The 16,500-nt window shown below is 47.3% G+C and carries 15 protein-coding genes; 12 read left to right on the forward strand and 3 right to left on the reverse strand.

All coding sequences use genetic code 11. From position 1 onward, the window contains the following. Positions 1-61: 61 nt before the first annotated feature. Entirely contained in the window at positions 62-1,747 is a 1,686-nt protein-coding gene (locus BHV83_RS06070; protein WP_022191856.1) for a Na/Pi cotransporter family protein, read from the reverse strand. Between the two features lie 83 nt (positions 1,748-1,830). Between BHV83_RS06070 and BHV83_RS06075 the strand changes: the two genes are divergently transcribed. From BHV83_RS06075 to BHV83_RS06130, 12 genes are all read left to right on the forward strand, one after another. Beyond that, a complete protein-coding gene (locus BHV83_RS06075) occupies positions 1,831-3,498 on the forward strand; it encodes a nucleoside kinase (protein WP_048927006.1) in 1,668 nt (555 codons plus the stop codon). Between the two features lie 308 nt (positions 3,499-3,806). After that, positions 3,807-5,264 carry an RNA polymerase factor sigma-54 gene (gene rpoN / locus BHV83_RS06080; RefSeq protein WP_005860047.1) on the forward strand — a complete coding sequence of 486 codons (1,458 nt, stop codon included), beginning with the start codon at positions 3,807-3,809 and terminating at the stop codon, positions 5,262-5,264. Between the two features lie 6 nt (positions 5,265-5,270). Further along, positions 5,271-5,891: a hypothetical protein gene (locus BHV83_RS06085; protein WP_005863464.1), complete on the forward strand. Its 621-nt coding sequence runs from the start codon at positions 5,271-5,273 to the stop codon at positions 5,889-5,891. A gap of 16 nt (positions 5,892-5,907) precedes the next feature. Next, entirely contained in the window at positions 5,908-6,288 is a 381-nt protein-coding gene (gene gcvH / locus BHV83_RS06090) for a glycine cleavage system protein GcvH (protein ID WP_005863462.1), read from the forward strand. 2 nt (positions 6,289-6,290) lie between these two features. Next, on the forward strand, positions 6,291-6,797 hold the full coding sequence (purE, locus tag BHV83_RS06095; RefSeq protein ID WP_005860041.1) for a 5-(carboxyamino)imidazole ribonucleotide mutase: 507 nt from the start codon (positions 6,291-6,293) through the stop codon (positions 6,795-6,797). 106 nt (positions 6,798-6,903) lie between these two features. Then, positions 6,904-8,739, forward strand: coding sequence for a 4-hydroxy-3-methylbut-2-en-1-yl diphosphate synthase (locus BHV83_RS06100; protein ID WP_005863460.1), 1,836 nt, complete (start codon positions 6,904-6,906; stop codon positions 8,737-8,739). Positions 8,740-8,788: 49 nt separating this feature from the next. Then, a complete protein-coding gene (locus BHV83_RS06105) occupies positions 8,789-9,082 on the forward strand; it encodes a hypothetical protein (RefSeq protein ID WP_005863458.1) in 294 nt (97 codons plus the stop codon). Further along, positions 9,073-9,393, forward strand: coding sequence for a type II toxin-antitoxin system RelE/ParE family toxin (locus BHV83_RS06110; protein ID WP_044545172.1), 321 nt, complete (start codon positions 9,073-9,075; stop codon positions 9,391-9,393). The genes BHV83_RS06105 and BHV83_RS06110 overlap by 10 nt, the downstream gene beginning before the upstream one ends. A gap of 3 nt (positions 9,394-9,396) precedes the next feature. Further along, complete coding sequence (gene dut / locus BHV83_RS06115) at positions 9,397-9,831, forward strand: dUTP diphosphatase (RefSeq protein ID WP_022192384.1); 435 nt, start codon at positions 9,397-9,399, stop codon at positions 9,829-9,831. A 28-nt stretch (positions 9,832-9,859) separates the two neighbouring features. Next, positions 9,860-11,578: a tetratricopeptide repeat protein gene (locus BHV83_RS06120; RefSeq protein ID WP_005863454.1), complete on the forward strand. Its 1,719-nt coding sequence runs from the start codon at positions 9,860-9,862 to the stop codon at positions 11,576-11,578. Then, on the forward strand, positions 11,575-12,420 hold the full coding sequence (lolB1, locus tag BHV83_RS06125) for a lipoprotein insertase outer membrane protein LolB1 (RefSeq protein WP_005860032.1): 846 nt from the start codon (positions 11,575-11,577) through the stop codon (positions 12,418-12,420). Before BHV83_RS06120 ends, lolB1 begins: the two co-directional genes overlap by 4 nt. Positions 12,421-12,426: 6 nt before the next feature. Beyond that, on the forward strand, positions 12,427-13,746 hold the full coding sequence (locus BHV83_RS06130) for a murein hydrolase activator EnvC family protein (RefSeq protein WP_286756880.1): 1,320 nt from the start codon (positions 12,427-12,429) through the stop codon (positions 13,744-13,746). 118 nt (positions 13,747-13,864) lie between these two features. Here the strand turns inward: BHV83_RS06130 and BHV83_RS06135 are convergent, their stop codons facing one another. After that, the gene (locus BHV83_RS06135; RefSeq protein ID WP_286756882.1) at positions 13,865-14,719 is read right to left on the reverse strand and encodes a phosphatidylinositol-specific phospholipase C/glycerophosphodiester phosphodiesterase family protein; all 855 of its coding nucleotides are present in this window, start codon (positions 14,717-14,719) and stop codon (positions 13,865-13,867) included. Positions 14,720-14,800: 81 nt separating this feature from the next. Beyond that, on the reverse strand, positions 14,801-16,429 hold the full coding sequence (locus tag BHV83_RS06140; RefSeq protein ID WP_286756883.1) for an MGH1-like glycoside hydrolase domain-containing protein: 1,629 nt from the start codon (positions 16,427-16,429) through the stop codon (positions 14,801-14,803). Positions 16,430-16,500: the final 71 nt, after the last annotated feature.

The raw sequence follows: 16,500 nt of genomic DNA on the forward strand, positions 1-16,500 counted from the left end.
AAAACAGCCCTTCTCTCAATAACGGAAAAGGGCTGTTGATATTGTTAAGGACAAATATACGCTATATTTTCTTCTCGATAACCGCTTGAACAACATTTAATACATAATCGCCCAGCTTTTCACTTTCACTAACCATGTCCATGTAATAAACGCCATCTTGATATTGGTACAGCTTATTGTTGATATCTTCGATATTCCGGCTCTTCAACTGGTTACGGTAGTTGTTGATCTCGTTCTCTATGTTATAAGAAGGATTGATATCATCATGCACGAGCTCCGGCTTATGCAGAATTACGTTCATGCGGCTTAACGCCCCGGATACCAATTCGAACATATGATCCAGATGCTTGTTTTGCTCCTCCGTGAATTCGGATTTGAACTCGTTTCTGCGTTTGATACTTCGGGCAAGGTTATTACAAGAATCCGCTATACTCTCGATTTCCGAGACGGCACGTAGCATGATACGGATTTCTTCCTTACTTTCAGAACTCAAACGGCCTTCCGATACTTCAGTCAAGTAATTCGCGATCTCGATCTCCATGCGGTCGCTGATATTCTCGTATTTCTCTACACGGCTATACGTCTTGAGGAAGGTCTCCTCATTCTTCTCGTAAAATAATTCTTTCACCATATTAAACATCCTAGCCGTACGCTCGGCGAATAATGAGATTTCTTTATGAGCTTGTAGGATGGAAAGCTCGGCGGTGGATAACATACCTCCCGTGATATAGCGAAGGCGGTATTCCTCGTCTTCCACCTTGGGCTTGATAAGCGTACATACGGTCTTTTCGATCAAGCTTACGAACCAGATCATAATGAAAGTATTACTGATATTGAATGCAGTGTGGAACGCTGCCAGTTTAAAGGATACCGCCACAGCCGGATCACTGACCTTCATTACATGGGTAACAAACCATGAGACGGCATTCGTGAAAGGGTAGAAGAGCACCAAAACCCACATGACACCGAAAACGTTGAAAACAAGGTGCGCTAACGCGGCTCGTCGTGCTTGTGTGTTTCCGGTTAATGCGGCTAAGTTGGCCGTAATCGTGGTTCCGATATTCTCGCCTAATACCAAAGCGACTCCCAAATGATAATCGATCCAGCCGTTGGCGCACATAATCAATGTAATAGCCATCGTGGCGGCGGAGGCTTGTACGATCATGGTTAAGATCGCTCCGATAAATAAGAACAAGATGATGGAGAAAAATCCCATATCCGTATAATTCTGCACGAAAGCCAGCATTTCCGGATTCGCTCCGAGGTCCGGGGCGTTTGCCTTTAAACTTTGAAGGCCCATGAACAGGAACGCGAAACCAAAAACAAATTCACCAATTGATTTACGAGAGCTTTTTCCTGAGAAGAAGAGTGGGAGAGCGAAAGCTAAAAGGGGAAGGGCGAATGCGGCGATATCGACCTTGAAACCGAGGGCGGAGATAAGCCATGCCGTTACCGTGGTTCCGATGTTGGCACCCATAATGACTCCGATGGATTGGGTCAATGTCAAGAGTCCGGCATTCACGAAACTCACGACCATAACCGTCGTAGCCGATGATGATTGGATAAGAGCCGTTATTAACACCCCGGTGAGCATACCGGTTACTCTGTTCGTGGTCATCGCGGTTAGTATTCGCCGTAAACTGTCACCCGCAAATTTTTGTAACCCTTCACTCATGATCTTCATTCCGTACAAGAACAGCGCCAAGGAGCCGATCAGCCGGAGAAAATCAAAAAAAGAATAGTCCATTTAAATTACGTTTAAGTGGATTGTATATCCGATTAATATTCCTAACTTTAGGGGGCGAATTTACAAATAATAACTGAGATAGTATGTCTGAGACAATAACAATTTACTGCAAAAATAATAATACCTACAAGGATGTACCCATTGGTTCTTCGTTGTTGGACATTTATACGGCGGTTGGCGCTCCGCTTCGGTACAGGCCGATGAACGCGCAAGTGAATAATAAGACGGAAAGCTTGAACTTCCGTTGCTGGCAACCGAAGGATATCGAATTTATCGACTATACTCAATTATCCGGATTGAGAACCTATGTCCGCTCGCTTTGCCATATATTTTCCAAGGCGGTGTATGATATTTGGCCGACGGCGACCTTAAATCTGGAACATCCGGTATCGAAAGGTTACTATTGCGTGATCCATAACGGCAAGAACATCGATCTGGAGACGATCGAGAAGATCAAGAAACGTATGTGGGAGTTGATTGACGCGGATCTTCCTTTCCTCCATAAGAGTGTCCGTACGGTGGATGCCGCCGTATTGTTCAGGGAGCGGGGTATGAATGATAAGGCTCGCTTAATAGAGACGGCGGGATTGCCTTATACCTCTTATTATGAGTTGGAAGGTTATATCAACTTCTTTTATGGCTGTTTAACCCCTTCGACCGGCTATATCCAATTGTTTGACTTGGAACCGTATATGGATGGCGTTTTGCTCCGTATCCCGAAGCAGACCGATCCGATGGAATTGCAGCCTGTCATCAAGCAGGATAAGATGTTCGAGGCTTATAAGGAACACCTTACATTGCAGCGGACTGTCGGCTTAGATAATGTGGGGGATTTGAATTTAGCGATAGAGAAAGGCCGCTCTCAGGATATAATCCTTGTCTCTGAGGCGATGCAGGAAAAACAGGTTGCCAAGATCGCCGAAAAGATCGCCGATGGATATAAAGAGGGCATCCGTATCGTCTTGATCTCCGGCCCTTCTTCTTCGGGAAAGACTACATTTTGCAAGCGTTTGCAAGTACAATTGACGACTAACCTGCTTCATCCGGTAGGAATTTCCTTGGATGATTATTTCTTGAATCGGGAAGATACACCGAAAGATGAGCATGGCGAGTATGATTTTGAATCTTTGTATGCGCTGGATTTACCTTATTTTAATAAGGATTTGAAGAAGTTGTTATCCGGGGAAGAGATCGAGCTGCCTAGTTTCAACTTTGAGTCTGGCCGAAGGATTTTCAAGGGAAAGAAGTTAAAACTTCGTGAGAACTCGATTTTGGTAATAGAAGGTATTCATGCTTTGAATCCGGAACTGACGGAGTTTATCGATGATAAATATAAATATCGGGTATATGTCTCGGTCTTGACCTCTATCTCTTTGGATAACCATAATTGGATACCGACGACGGATAATCGTCTGCTGCGCCGTATTATCCGGGATTATCGCTTTAGGGGATATTCGGCGGAAGATACGATCAACCGTTGGCCGAGCGTTCGCCGGGGTGAGGATAAATGGATCTTTCCGTATCAGGAGAATGCGGACGCTATGTTTAATAGCGCCATGTTGTATGAGTTGGCCGCTTTGCGGAAATATGCGGAACCGATCCTAGCGCAAGTACCCGAGAGCAATAAAGCGAATGCCGAGGCATATCGTTTGCTTCGTTTCCTTCGCTACTTTAATTATATCCCTACGGAAGAGTTGCCGGGAACTTCCTTGCTCCGTGAATTCTTGGGGGGAGGAAGCTTCAAGTACTAGGTAGAATCAGACTCTATAAAGCCTTTAAAAAAAGACGTACGTGTTTTTCCGAAAACATGTACGTCTTTTTTTGAAAACACGTACGTGTTTTTATGTTACCCCTTTTTGACAAAATGTTTCGGGGCCCGGATTTAAGCTGTTTGTTATTTGGAGGCCGGGCAATGATCCGTCGGGCAAAAGATCATGCACCTTGTTTAGAACTATTATAGTTTAATAGCTGTACTGTTAAAACTAAAAACTTATATTTGCATGTTGATAAATAAGAGGGCGGGTGATTGTCCTGCCCTTACAGTGCAATGATTTAGATTATGTTAAAGCAACAGTTACAACAAAAGTTACAGCAAAAGCTATCCCCTCAGCAGATACAGTTGATACGGCTTCTGGAGCTTCCCGCGATCGAGTTGGAAGAACGTGTGAAGCATGAGCTGGAAGATAACCCAGCCTTGGAGGAAGGAAAAGAGCCTGTTGATGATTTTGAACGAACTGAAAGCGAGGAGGGGGGAGAAGAGATCCCTTCTGTTGATACTGAGACCGACCTTTCTTTGGGAGATTATTTAACGGAAGACGATATACCTGATTATAAGCTACGGGAAATGACCGAGCGTGCGGAACGGAAAGAGGATGTCCCCTTCTCCGTAAGCCAATCCTTGAATGAGTTTCTGTTACAGCAGCTCGGGTTAAGGGATTTACCGGATAAGCAAATGAAAATAGCGGAGTATATCATTGGAAATATCGATGATGACGGTTATTTGCGCCGGGACCTTTCGGCGATAGCGGACGATTTGATCTTCCAAGCCGGACAAGAGGTAGATGAGAAGGAGATCGAGTCTATCTTGAATATCATCCAAGATTTTGAGCCTGCCGGGGTAGGTGCCCGTGACTTGAAAGAATGTCTGTTGATCCAGCTGGATAAGAAGGAGAATACTCCGGTTACAAATTTGGCGATTCGTGTTTTGACCGAATATTTCGAGGAGTTCACCCGCAAACATTACGATAAGATCTTACGAGGTCTCGATATCGATGAGGAAACGTTAAAGAAGGTCATTCACGAGATTACTATGTTAAATCCGAAACCCGGAAGTAGTTGGGGTGGTTCTATGGAAGTGGCGATGAGCCAGATCATCCCGGATTTCGTGGTGGAAGCGCATAATGGAGAGCTTATCTTGAGCATGAATAACCGGGGGGTACCGGATATGCGTATCAACCGGGAGTATGCCGAGATGTTTCAGGATTATACGGCGAATAAGGCGAACCAAACCGCTGAGAGGCGGGATGCCGTACAGTTCGTGAAACAAAAGTTGGATTCCGCCCAGTGGTTCATCGACGCTATCAAGCAACGTAATGAGACCTTGCAGCGTACCATGGAGGCGATTATCTATTTACAACGGGACTTTTTCCTGACAGGCGATGAGGCTACCCTCCATCCCATGATCTTGAAAGACGTAGCGGAGCGTGCGGGATATGATATCTCCACTATTTCCCGGGTAAGTAACAGTAAATATGTGCAAACGAATTTCGGTATTTATCCGTTGAAATACTTTTTCTCCGAGTCTATGCAGACCGATACCGGCGAGGAGATCTCGACCCGTGAGGTGAAAAAGATCATGAAAGAACATGTAGATGCCGAAGACAAACGAAAACCGTTGACCGATGAGGAGTTGGCTACGATCCTGAAAGAAAAAGGGTATGTCATCGCCCGGCGTACGGTAGCGAAATACAGGGAGCAACTGGGGATTCCGGTAGCTCGTCTGAGAAAAGAAATATAAAAGCGTATGAAACTATTCTCGAATATAATATCCTTCGTGTTCCATCCGTTGCTTATGGTGACCTATGGGATCGTGTTGGCGTTGATGTTTACATTTCTCGCCATTTACCCGTTACCTGTGAAGCTGCTGATTGCCGGAGGTACCTTTATTTCGACAGCGATAGTTCCCGGGCTTTTCATCTTCTTATTGGTGAAAAATGGCGCGGCCGGCGATATAGAGCTTTCCGACCGGAAGGAGCGGGTGGTTCCTTATCTGATTTTTATCACTTCCATCTTGGTATGTATCTTTTTCCTGTATAAGATGCTGATGCCGTTTTGGTTGTTAGCGATGCTGATCGGGGCTTGCGTAGCCTTGGTAATCGCCTTATGCATCAATTTTGCTTGGAAGATTAGCGCGCATGCCATTGGTATCGGCGGGTTACTGGGCGGTGTTATGGGAGTGGCGCGTATCCATATGATAAATCCCTACTGGGCTTTTATAGTCGTGTTGATCGTGGCTGGTTTATTAGGTACCTCGCGTATCTTTTTAAAAAGGCATACACCAATGCAGGTATATGCGGGGTTTTGTCTGGGATTTATATGTACCTTTGTAGCCTCATTAATGAGTTATATCTATTTATTCATCTAATAAAAACACTAAAATTATGAATTTTCCTGCAGATTTAAAGTACACAAAAGACCATGAGTGGATTCGTGTAGAAGGTGACGTAGCTTATGTTGGTATTACTGATTACGCTCAAGGCGAGCTAGGTGAGATCGTTTATGTAGACATTACGACAGAGGGGGAGACCGTCGCTCAAGAAGAGGTGTTCGGTACGATTGAAGCTGTTAAGACTGTTTCCGATCTTTTCATGCCGGTTAGCGGAGAGGTTTTGGAAGTAAACGCTGAATTGGAAGACGCTCCTGAATTGGTTAATGAAGACGCTTATGGTAAAGGTTGGTTAATCAAGATTTCTCTTACGGACGCTTCTGAGTTGGAGGAACTATTATCCGCTGAAGACTATCAAAAATTAATCGCTAAATAAGAATGACACCTGTTGTAAGTATTATCATGGGTAGTACCTCGGATCTACCCGTTATGGAGAAGGCGGCTAAGTTCTTGGATGAGATGGAGATCCCGTTCGAGATGCATGCTCTATCCGCACACCGTACTCCCGCTGAGGTGGAGGCTTTCGCCAAAGGAGCTAAAGGACGTGGAATCAAGGTTATCATCGCCGCTGCCGGAATGGCCGCTCATCTTTGCGGTGTGATCGCTTCCATGACGACGGTTCCCGTGATCGGCGTGCCTATTAACTCTACGCTGGACGGTATGGATGCCTTGTTGGCTATCGTACAGATGCCTCCGGGAATCCCTGTGGCTACTGTCGGCATCAATGGCGCTTTGAACGCTGGTATCCTTGCGGTGCAGATGCTTGCCGTCGGCGACGAGCAACTTCAGGAGAAGCTATCCGCTTATAAGGAGGATTTGAAGAAGAAAATCGTGAAGGCTAACGAGGAGTTGGCTAAGGTTTCTTTTAAATACAAAACTAATTAATTGAAAGTTGAAAGTTGAGAATTGAAAATTAAGGAGAAAGTCTCTCTTTAGGTTTTCAGTTCTCAACACTCATTCTCAATTTTCAATTCTCAATTTTCAATTAACAATGGCTTACTTTAATTACAACCGCCGTAAATCATCCGTTGCCCAAATCGGTGACACACCCATGGGAGGTGAGAATCCTATCCGTATTCAATCCATGGCTAATGTATCAACGATGGATACGGAGGCGGCGGTAGCTCAAGCGATCCGTATGATCGAGGCGGGAGCTGAGTATGTGCGTTTTACGGCACAGGGGGAACGGGAAGCCCGAAACTTGGGCGAGATTCGTAAACAATTGAATGAACAAGGGTATACGACTCCTTTGGTCGCTGATATCCATTTTAATCCTAGAGCGGCTGATGCCGCCGCCGGTGAGGTGGAAAAGGTACGTATCAATCCGGGAAACTATGTAGATAAGGTAAAGACATTCAGCCATCTTGAATATACGGATGAGGAATATGCCGCCGAGATCGAGAAGATCCGTGAGCGGTTCGTCCCTTTCTTGAATATTTGTAAGGCACATGGCACCGCTATTCGTATCGGTGTGAATCATGGCTCGCTCTCCGATCGTATCATGAGCCGTTATGGTGATACGCCCGAGGGGATGGTAGCGAGTTGTATGGAGTTTCTTCGCATTTGCCGGGAGGAGAATTTCCCGGATGTGGTTATTTCGATTAAGGCTTCCAATACCGTTGTCATGGTAAGGACCGTGCGGTTGTTGGTTCGTACGATGGAGGCCGAGAATATGCATTACCCCTTGCACCTTGGGGTAACGGAGGCGGGTGACGGTGAGGACGGGCGTATCAAGAGCGCTGTCGGAATCGGTACGCTTCTATGTGACGGTATCGGTGATACGATCCGGGTTTCCTTGAGTGAGGACCCCGAGGCGGAAATGCCGGTAGCGCGTAAATTGGTGGATTATATTAGGGAACGGGAAAATCATCGTCCTATCGAGGCTTCGATGGCTCCCGGTTTCGATACGGTGGCGACATGCCGTCGTATAAGCCGTGTGGTGGAGGGTATCGGAGGTACTTTCCCGCCAGTCGTGATCTCCGATCGTAGTAACGGGGATTTTGAGTTTGATCATTTGTCCTTGCCGGACTATATATATATAGGAAAGGAAGATCCGGATAATTTGCCGGATAATTTCCGTTTATTGGTAGACGCTCATTTTTGGAAAGAGCGTCCGAATGCTTTTCCTTGCTTCATCGCCTCGGAAGCGGAGGAGTTAAAGGATTACGATTGTCCGCTTAAGTTTATCCGTCTGACGTATATGGATCTTACGGATCGTATGTTGGAGATATTGAAAGCGGATAAGACCGTGGTGGTTTTATTAAGTACACATCATCGGAATGGGGTTGGCTCGCAACGTGCGGCTATGCATAAATTGCTGATGGCGGGTTGTGACGTGCCGGTTGTCTTGCATCGTGATTTCCGGGAGACGGATGTGGAGTTGTTGCAACTGAAATCCGCCGCCGATTTCGGTACGCTTTTGCTGGATGGTTTTGGGGATGGCTTGATGCTGCACAATGAGGGATGCGAGGCGGTTGTCTCGGATCGCTGTATGTTCGGGATCTTGCAGGCTACAAGAACCCGTATCAGTAAGACGGAATATATCTCTTGTCCGAGTTGCGGACGTACCTTGTACGACCTGCAAACAACGATCGCCCGTATCAAGGAGGCTACTTCCCATTTAAAAGGCTTGAAGATCGGTATCATGGGCTGTATCGTAAACGGCCCCGGCGAGATGGCCGATGCCGACTATGGTTATGTGGGTGCCGGACGTGGACAAATCAGCCTGTATAAAGGTAAGGAATGTGTCCTCAAGAATATCCCCGAGGAAGACGCTGTAGAACGTTTAGTTCAGTTAATAAAAGAGAACGGGGATTGGGTTAATTAGTTAATTCATTACCTTTGTGGAGATCAAGGATTAGAACCTATTAAGAAGTATGACAGTAAATGAATTGAAATATGTATATATAGAGGAAACCATGAGTGCCTTAGGTAATGAGGAGCTTATGGAAGCGATTCTTGATGCTGTAAGAAAAGTAAAAGTAAAGTTTCAAGAAAGACAAGAGGTTTCTGATAGTTTGTTTGGAGATGTACCGGCATTACCTCATTCGATCGCTCAATTGAAAGAAAGTCTAGGGAGGGCTGAAGAGGATCGTGTCGCTGGACGTTTTACCCCGAGCGAGAAAGTCTTTCAAGAGCTAAGAAATGAATATCCGTTCTTATGCAAGTAGTTTGGCTTGATGAGGCTAAGGTGTTGTTTAAGGAAGCGATATCGTTTGGTTTTCTTGCTTTTGGGGAAAAGGCCGTGATTCGTTTTGTGGACGAAGTGCAGAGAACAAATGAGCGGCTGTCTGTTTTCCCTCGTTTAGGTAAGATTGAACCTGCTTTGAGAGGGCTTGAACGAGAGTATCGCAGTTTGGTTGTTCATAAGAATTATAAGGTTATTTATTATATAGATGATGATATGGTCTTTATCGCTTCGTTTTGGAGCACTCGGTGTAATCCGAATAGTCTCCGTTCGGGAATAAAGAAAATAAGATAATATATGAAAGTAAGAATTATCAATAAATCGCATCACCCGCTGCCGGGTTATGCGACTCCTTTATCTGCCGGGATGGATATCCGGGCGAATTTGTCGGAATCGGTTGTGTTGAAACCGTTGGAACGTAAATTAATCCCGACCGGACTTTATATCTCGCTGCCGGAAGGCTATGAGGCCCAGATGCGTCCTCGTAGCGGGCTGGCTTTAAAGCATGGGATAACCCTGCTGAATACGCCGGGTACGATCGATGCCGATTATCGGGGGGAGATCGGTATCATTCTCGTGAATCTATCTTCCGAGCCTTTTACGGTGAATGATGGTGAGCGTATCTGCCAAATGGTTATAGCCGCTCATAGCCATGTGGATTGGGAACTCGTGGAGACGTTGGATGATACGGAGCGGGGAGCCGGGGGATTCGGTCATACCGGAAAAGAATAAGAATAATAAGGTTAACAAGAATAATAGGATGTTTAAGCAACTGATATATCTCATCTCTTTCCTCTCGTTGGTCGCTGTGCTCCCGGCTGGTGCTACAGAAACGGAGAAGGATCAACGTAAATTCGATTATTTCTTTTATGAGGGCTTGAACTTGAAGAACGCCGGGAAATTTGACGCCGCTTATGATGCCTTCAACCATTGCTTGGCGATTGACTCGACGGCGGCTCCGGTCTTGTATGAGCTTTCTTCTTTTTATGTACAGTTGAACCGTCCGGAGAAAGCGGTCGAGATGTTGAAAAGAGCCGTAGCCAACAGCAAGGATAATTTCACGTATAAAATGGCATTGGCGTCTATCACCCGGAATCTGGGTATGTATGGCGAAGCCGCCGAGGAGTACGAGGAACTGGTTCGTGATTATCCGGAGAAGGAGGAGCTGAATTATTATCTGGCCGATGCCTTGACGCAAGCCGGCGAGATCGGGAAGGCGATCGAGGCTTATGACGCATTGGAGTCGGTTATGGGTATGAACGAGGCGATCTCCATGCAGAAATACAAACTGTACGTCCAGTTGGAGAAACCGGAAGAGGCTTTCAAGGAGATCGAGAAGCTAGCGGCTAAATATCCTATGGAGGCCCGTTACCAGATCGTATTGGGCGATCTTCATTTGGAAAACGGGGAGATGGACAAGGCTTTGGCTTGCTATCAAAAAGCGAATGAGATTGATCCGACTGACCCTTATTATATCGTCTCTATGGCCAATTACTACGAGGCGAAAGGGGATAAGGAGGCCGCCGAGCAACAAATCCGTAGCGCTTTGGTAAACGAGAAGCTGGACGTGGAGACGAAAGTGAACATCCTTTCCCGGTATATCTTGAAACTGCAACAAACGAAGCAGGGAACTGAGAACGCGAATCATTTATTCCAAACCCTTTTGGAGCAACATCCGGAGGATATCGACTTAAAACTGATGTATGGCGGTCTCTTGATGGCCCAAGGAAAGACAGAGGAGGCGAAATTCCAGTTCCAGTTGGTAACCGAGATGGAACCGAGTAACGCCGGGGCTTGGCAGCAATTGCTGAATCTGGCTTTGAAAGGGGAGGATATCCCGGAGGTCATCCGTATCTGTACGGCTTGTATGGAGCTTTTCCCCGAGTCGCCGGAATATTACTTCTATCTGGGTATCGCTTACTACCAACAACAGAAATATCAAGAAGCCTTGAATACCTATTATGCGGGCTTGAATATCATTCCGAAGGAGAACCTGCCGCTGAAATCGGATTTCTACGGCCAGATCGGTGATATTTATTACCAGATGGGGCAATTGGATCAAGCGTATAAAGCGTACGATGAGGCATTGAAGTACAATGACAAGAACGTGGTCGTACTGAACAACTACAGTTACTTCCTTTCCTTGGAGAAGAAAGACTTGAAGAAGGCGGAGCGTATGAGCGCCCAATGTATCAAGCTGGAACCGGACAACGCCACGTATCTGGATACCTACGCTTGGATCTTCTTCGTACAAGGAAACTATACCTTGGCGAAAATCTATATCGAGAGCGCTTTGGAGAAAGATAAGACAAAGAGCGCCGAACTCGTGGATCATTATGGGGACATCCTTTTCATGAACGGTGATAAGGAGAAAGCGGTGGAGCAATGGAAAAAGGCGAAAGAGATGGGGAAGGATTCCGAGATCTTGAACCGTAAGATCGCCGAGCAACAATATATAGAAGACGAGAACGCGAAATGAAAAGAGACTATTTCTTGACCTTCCTGTTATGTGGAGGTCTTTTACTTTCGATGTTGACAGGCTGTAAATCGTCCAAGAAAGTCGGGACGGTGGAATCCGCTAGCGTGAAGGCTCATAATGAGTTCTTCCAGTCGGTGGAGGATCAATCCTTCCAGTTCCGTACCTTGACGGCTCGGCTGAACGTGGATCTGGATATCCCCGGTAAGCAAATGAGCTCTCGGGTGGATATGAAGATGGTCAAGGATAGCGCTTTCCAGCTGTCGGTACAGCCATTTCTCGGGATCGAGATCTTCCGTATCGAGTTGAGCCGGGATACGATCAAGGTGGTAGACCGCATGAATAAACGCTATATGATCGAGAATTATTCCAATTTGCAAGGACAGACTCCGATCGAGTTCAACTTCTATAATTTGCAGGCTCTTTTCACGAATCATCTGTTTATCCCGGGGGAACAAGGCGTTTCCCGTAAGCATTATAATCGGTTTAAGCTGAATCAAGAAGGTCCGGTCGCCGAGATCAAGACGAAGGATGCCATGGGGCTATTCTATACCTTTAAGGCGGACGGCGAGGAGAAACTTCTCTCTACCTATGTAGCGGACCCTTCCGATCGTTATGCCTTGCAATGGCTGTACGAGGATTTTCGCTTGGTGGATCGGCAGCCGTTCCCGATGTTGATGGATGTGCAGGTGTTGAAGAACGGGAATCCCGAGGGTGGGGTGAAGATCCATTACTCCCGTATCCAACTGGACGAGCCGCTCAAGTTGGATTTTTCGGTTCCTTCTAAATATAAGCGTATTACCTTTGCGCAAGTATTGAAAACGATTACGAATCTGAATCAATAATCTATCATGAGGTACGTCTGGATCGTTCTATTGGCATTGTCTTTATCTACCGTGGTTTACGGTCAGAAATCCGCTGCTGTCCGTCAGTTGGAGCAGCAGCGCAAGGAGGCGTTGGCCGATATCGAGGAGACGAATAAATTATTACAAGAGACGGCCCAGACTGCTAAAACTTCCCTGAACCGTTTGAATCTACTTTCCAAACAAATTCTTTCGCGTAAGAAAGTCATCAGTTTATTGAATCAAGAGCTGGATGAGATCGAGAAAGATATCTTGAATATCCAAGGCCAGTTGCGCACCTTAAAACGGGAACTGGGCGATAAGCAGACGAATTACGGTAAATCGATGCGAGGGCTTTATAAACGCCATAGCTCGCAAGATAAATTGTTGTTTATCCTATCCGCCGAGAGTTTCTCTCAATCCATGCGGCGTATACGGTATTTACGGGAATATGCGGATTGGCAGAAGCGGCAAGCGAATGACATCGTTGAAAAGCAGGCCGAGATCAGCCGCAAGCAAGCTGAGATGGAGAAGACCCGTGCCGAGAAGCGTACCCTTTTAGGAACTCGTCAAGAAGAGAGTAAGAAGCTAGAAAGTGAGGAAGCTTCTCAGAAAGAGGAAGTCCAGCTATTGAATAAGAGACAAAAGGATTTGAAGGCGGATCTCCAAAAGAAGCGTCGTCAAGCCGAGGCTTTAAACCGACAGATAGAGAAGCAGATCGCCGAGGAGATCGCCCGTGCCGAGGCCGAGGCGAAAGCCGCCCGTGAACGTGCGGAACGTGAGCGTCGTGCCCGTGAACAAGCTGCCGCTAAGGGTAAACCCGTACCGGAAAGTAAAAAAGAGCCGATCCGTGAGGAACGTGTGGCGGATACGAAAGGGGGTTATGCGATGACAAAGGCGGAGAAGCAATTGTCCGATAACTTCGCCAATAACCGGGGACGTTTGCCGTATCCGGTGGCCGGAAGACATACGATCGTCTCTACATTCGGCGAGCAACAGCATCAGGAGTTGAAATATGTTCGTACCAGTAATAGTGGTATCGATATCCAGACCTCACCCGGGGCGGATGCCCGTGCGGTATTCAATGGGGAGGTGACGCGTGTGTTCGTGGTGCCGGGGTACAATAATTCCGTAATCGTTCGTCATGGTAACTACTTGACGGTTTATAGCAATTTGAGTCAGGTATATGTGAAAGCGGGCGACCGGGTCTCTACCCGTCAAGCGATCGGAAGGATCTATTCAGACCCGGAAGATGGTAATTCCACGATCCTCCATTTCCAACTGTGGAAGGAAAAGACGAAGCTGAATCCGCAGCCTTGGTTGGAATAAAAGCGGTTGTGATATGTTAAAACTATGATGGGCATTATAAGGCTGTTACGATGCCTGTTGTAAGGATGCTAGAATGCCCATTGTAACAACCTTATAATGCCTATTGTAATTTTCTCGTTTAACGCTCGTTCAATACGTTGTATAACCCATTCAGATCGTCGGCACCTACCAAGTCTACACCTTCCTTGATGAAGAAGCGTTTGAACTGCTCGGTATCCGGGGCGCCCCACCAACGGAATAGTTTTCCCTCATCGTGAACTTTCCGGATGATCTCACGCATCTTCTGTAGTTGGTCGGCGGGCATCTCGCCTTCACCTTTCCAAGTGAAGAAATCGGAGTAATTATCGCTTATGACCGGAGCGAGGGAAGCAGGGATGCCCTGTCCCAGATCCTTTATTTGTCCGTCGAGGAAGGTGAAGCGGCTGTTCTCTTTCGGCAGGCTGTTCTTCGGACGGTCGCCGGAAAGGAAGAAGAGGACGGCACCTTCTTTATATTCGCCGTTATCGACGGAACAGAAATATTCCTCGTAAGGTTCCATCTGTTTCTTTAATAGCTTGTACATCTCTTCGCCTTGTGCCTTGCAATCCACCATCAGGTAGAAAGGACGATCGCTATCGGGATAGACCTTACCTCCATTCGCTTGTATGCGGGCCACGAGCGGCTTGAGGTATAGGTTCTCGAAGGTAATGGCCGGATTGGGTTCCGGGCGGTCATGGGAAACGTATAGCTCGTCATCGATCAGCCACAGATCGGCCTCCACGCAGTTGAAGCGGAAGGACAAGGCGTCCAGCAGAGGTTTCTCCCGCCAGTAATCATTGTGCGAGAAGGCGTTGTAATGAATTGCGGAGGAGGCTTTCTGAATCGTCTGCTCCGTGGTTGTCTCCGCCACTTGAACTGTGTCCGATCCCTTCGGGGAGGAGCAAGCCGTACAGAGGGCGAGGGAGGTGATAAATAAGGATAGAATCTGTTTCATATACTAATTGTTTTTTGAGTCTAGTTGTAGAGACGGGGCACGCACCGTCTCTACAACTGGATGTTTGATGGATTTACTGTTTTATATGGTTTGCGTGCCGGGTTTTACGTTAGCCGTCTTCTGTTTGTCGCCCCAAAGGACGGTTAGTTCCAAGGGGACGTCGCTGGTAATTTCTACCTGCGGCTCTTGGGTAGCGGAAGAACGGGCCTTGACTTTGATCGCTACCAGACCGTCGAGGCCGAAAGGATAACGGTCGATACCATAAGCCTCCGTCAAGTTCACGTCTACGGTCAATTTCTTCTCGTACACATTGGAGCGGATGCCGAAGATTTGCTCGATCAAGCCGGAGATCGGTGCCAGTCCGCCCCAGCCCACGAAATTCGGGCGAGCCATGAAGCCCGTCTCCTCATGTTCCGGAGCGTAGTATTCCCAGAACGTACCGGTATTCTTATACACCTTTAGGACGTTATCATAATGGTTGCGTGCGATCTCGTAAGCCAATTTACGATAGCCTTGTTGCAATAGGCCGGTAATCACCATATAATTCGCTCCCGGCCATACGCCACCCTGCCAGTAGCGGCCGTTATCCTTGTATTTAGGATGGTTGGCGGCAAGGGAAGGGATGCGGTGCAGGCGGTTGAATGTCTCCTTGTTATCCAGCTCGGCCACGAAAGCATCCATGCGTTCCTTGGACAGGACATCGGTCAATAAGGCCCAGTACGCATAGATTCCCTTGGTGGAGGAAAGGCTTCCGTCGGCGTATTGATCGAAAAGGAAATGCTCCTTCTCGTCCCATAGGTTCTCGTTGATATACTTCTTTAGCATCTTCTGCTCGTCCTCGAACTCCTCGATCTCCTGCCAACGCTCCAGATAGAAACCCATCTCAAGCAGATGCCCGGCGGTGAAGTATTGTTGCAAGCAAACGTCCAGCCAGATCATATGGCCGTGGCTGTATATCGGATTGTATTTCGGTTCCACCCGGGGCATGTTGTCCATGCCGGTACCCCAACCGCTGGTCCAATACGTACCGTTGCGCCACGTATGGTTTAGCTTCAACCATTTATAATAAGCGCAAAGGGCGGGGAATATCTTGTGTAGGCGGTCTATATCGCCGAACTGCTTATAATAGACGATCTCGCTCCAAGGGAGGATATTCGGTCCGGTGCTGGTCGGATCGTAACGCTCGAAACAGTCCGCTCCGTCCGCCTTGATCTCCCGGCAGATGAAACCGTCCGGGTGTTGTTTGGCGTAGAAATTATCTAACGTACGTTGGAAGGGGAAGAAGCGGGTACCGAAACGGGCGAACATCATCATGAAGGCGGAGTCCCACATGAAGATATTGCCGTTGTAGGCGACATCGAGGTAACTGCATACGAAACCGGAATCCGGTTCCGGGGCCTTGATGTTGCCGATGCCGATTTGCCAAGCCTTCCAGTACATCTCGATTTCCTTCTCGTGTCCGCTCCAAGTCGGGTCCGGGAGGATTTGCTTGGCCTCCTCGAAGGTTCCGGGCGTGATGGTCTCCGGTTTCGCTGTCCGGAACTCGTTCTCGGTCACGAAGGGTTCCTTCAGGTAGGTGTTCTTGTAAGGAAGATTGTACTTGGGTCGTTTCTCTTCCATTTTCTCTTGCGCTAAAAGGTTCCCGGCGGGAACGGAGGCCGCGCCTGCCGCAAGAAGGGATTGCTTTAAGAAGTTTCGTCTTGTTGTCATTCCTTATGATATTTTTATTGGGGGAGAGAGGGAGAAGGTGCGCCTCAGTCGGTGAACACGGTCCTCCCGGT

This window comes from Parabacteroides sp. merdae-related_45_40, from assembly GCF_001915675.1.

Bases quoted from the DNA above. Each gene is read 5' to 3' on its own strand.
- BHV83_RS06070 (WP_022191856.1), bottom strand. From the start codon at position 1,747: ATGGACTATTCTTTTTTTGATTTTCTCCGGCTGATCGGCTCCTTGGCG.
- BHV83_RS06075 (WP_048927006.1), top strand. From the start codon at position 1,831: ATGTCTGAGACAATAACAATTTACTGCAAAAATAATAATACCTACAAG.
- rpoN (WP_005860047.1), top strand. From the start codon at position 3,807: ATGTTAAAGCAACAGTTACAACAAAAGTTACAGCAAAAGCTATCCCCT.
- BHV83_RS06085 (WP_005863464.1), top strand. From the start codon at position 5,271: ATGAAACTATTCTCGAATATAATATCCTTCGTGTTCCATCCGTTGCTT.
- gcvH (WP_005863462.1), top strand. From the start codon at position 5,908: ATGAATTTTCCTGCAGATTTAAAGTACACAAAAGACCATGAGTGGATT.
- purE (WP_005860041.1), top strand. From the start codon at position 6,291: ATGACACCTGTTGTAAGTATTATCATGGGTAGTACCTCGGATCTACCC.
- BHV83_RS06100 (WP_005863460.1), top strand. From the start codon at position 6,904: ATGGCTTACTTTAATTACAACCGCCGTAAATCATCCGTTGCCCAAATC.
- BHV83_RS06105 (WP_005863458.1), top strand. From the start codon at position 8,789: ATGACAGTAAATGAATTGAAATATGTATATATAGAGGAAACCATGAGT.
- BHV83_RS06110 (WP_044545172.1), top strand. From the start codon at position 9,073: ATGCAAGTAGTTTGGCTTGATGAGGCTAAGGTGTTGTTTAAGGAAGCG.
- dut (WP_022192384.1), top strand. From the start codon at position 9,397: ATGAAAGTAAGAATTATCAATAAATCGCATCACCCGCTGCCGGGTTAT.
- BHV83_RS06120 (WP_005863454.1), top strand. From the start codon at position 9,860: ATGTTTAAGCAACTGATATATCTCATCTCTTTCCTCTCGTTGGTCGCT.
- lolB1 (WP_005860032.1), top strand. From the start codon at position 11,575: ATGAAAAGAGACTATTTCTTGACCTTCCTGTTATGTGGAGGTCTTTTA.
- BHV83_RS06130 (WP_286756880.1), top strand. From the start codon at position 12,427: ATGAGGTACGTCTGGATCGTTCTATTGGCATTGTCTTTATCTACCGTG.
- BHV83_RS06135 (WP_286756882.1), bottom strand. From the start codon at position 14,719: ATGAAACAGATTCTATCCTTATTTATCACCTCCCTCGCCCTCTGTACG.
- BHV83_RS06140 (WP_286756883.1), bottom strand. From the start codon at position 16,429: ATGACAACAAGACGAAACTTCTTAAAGCAATCCCTTCTTGCGGCAGGC.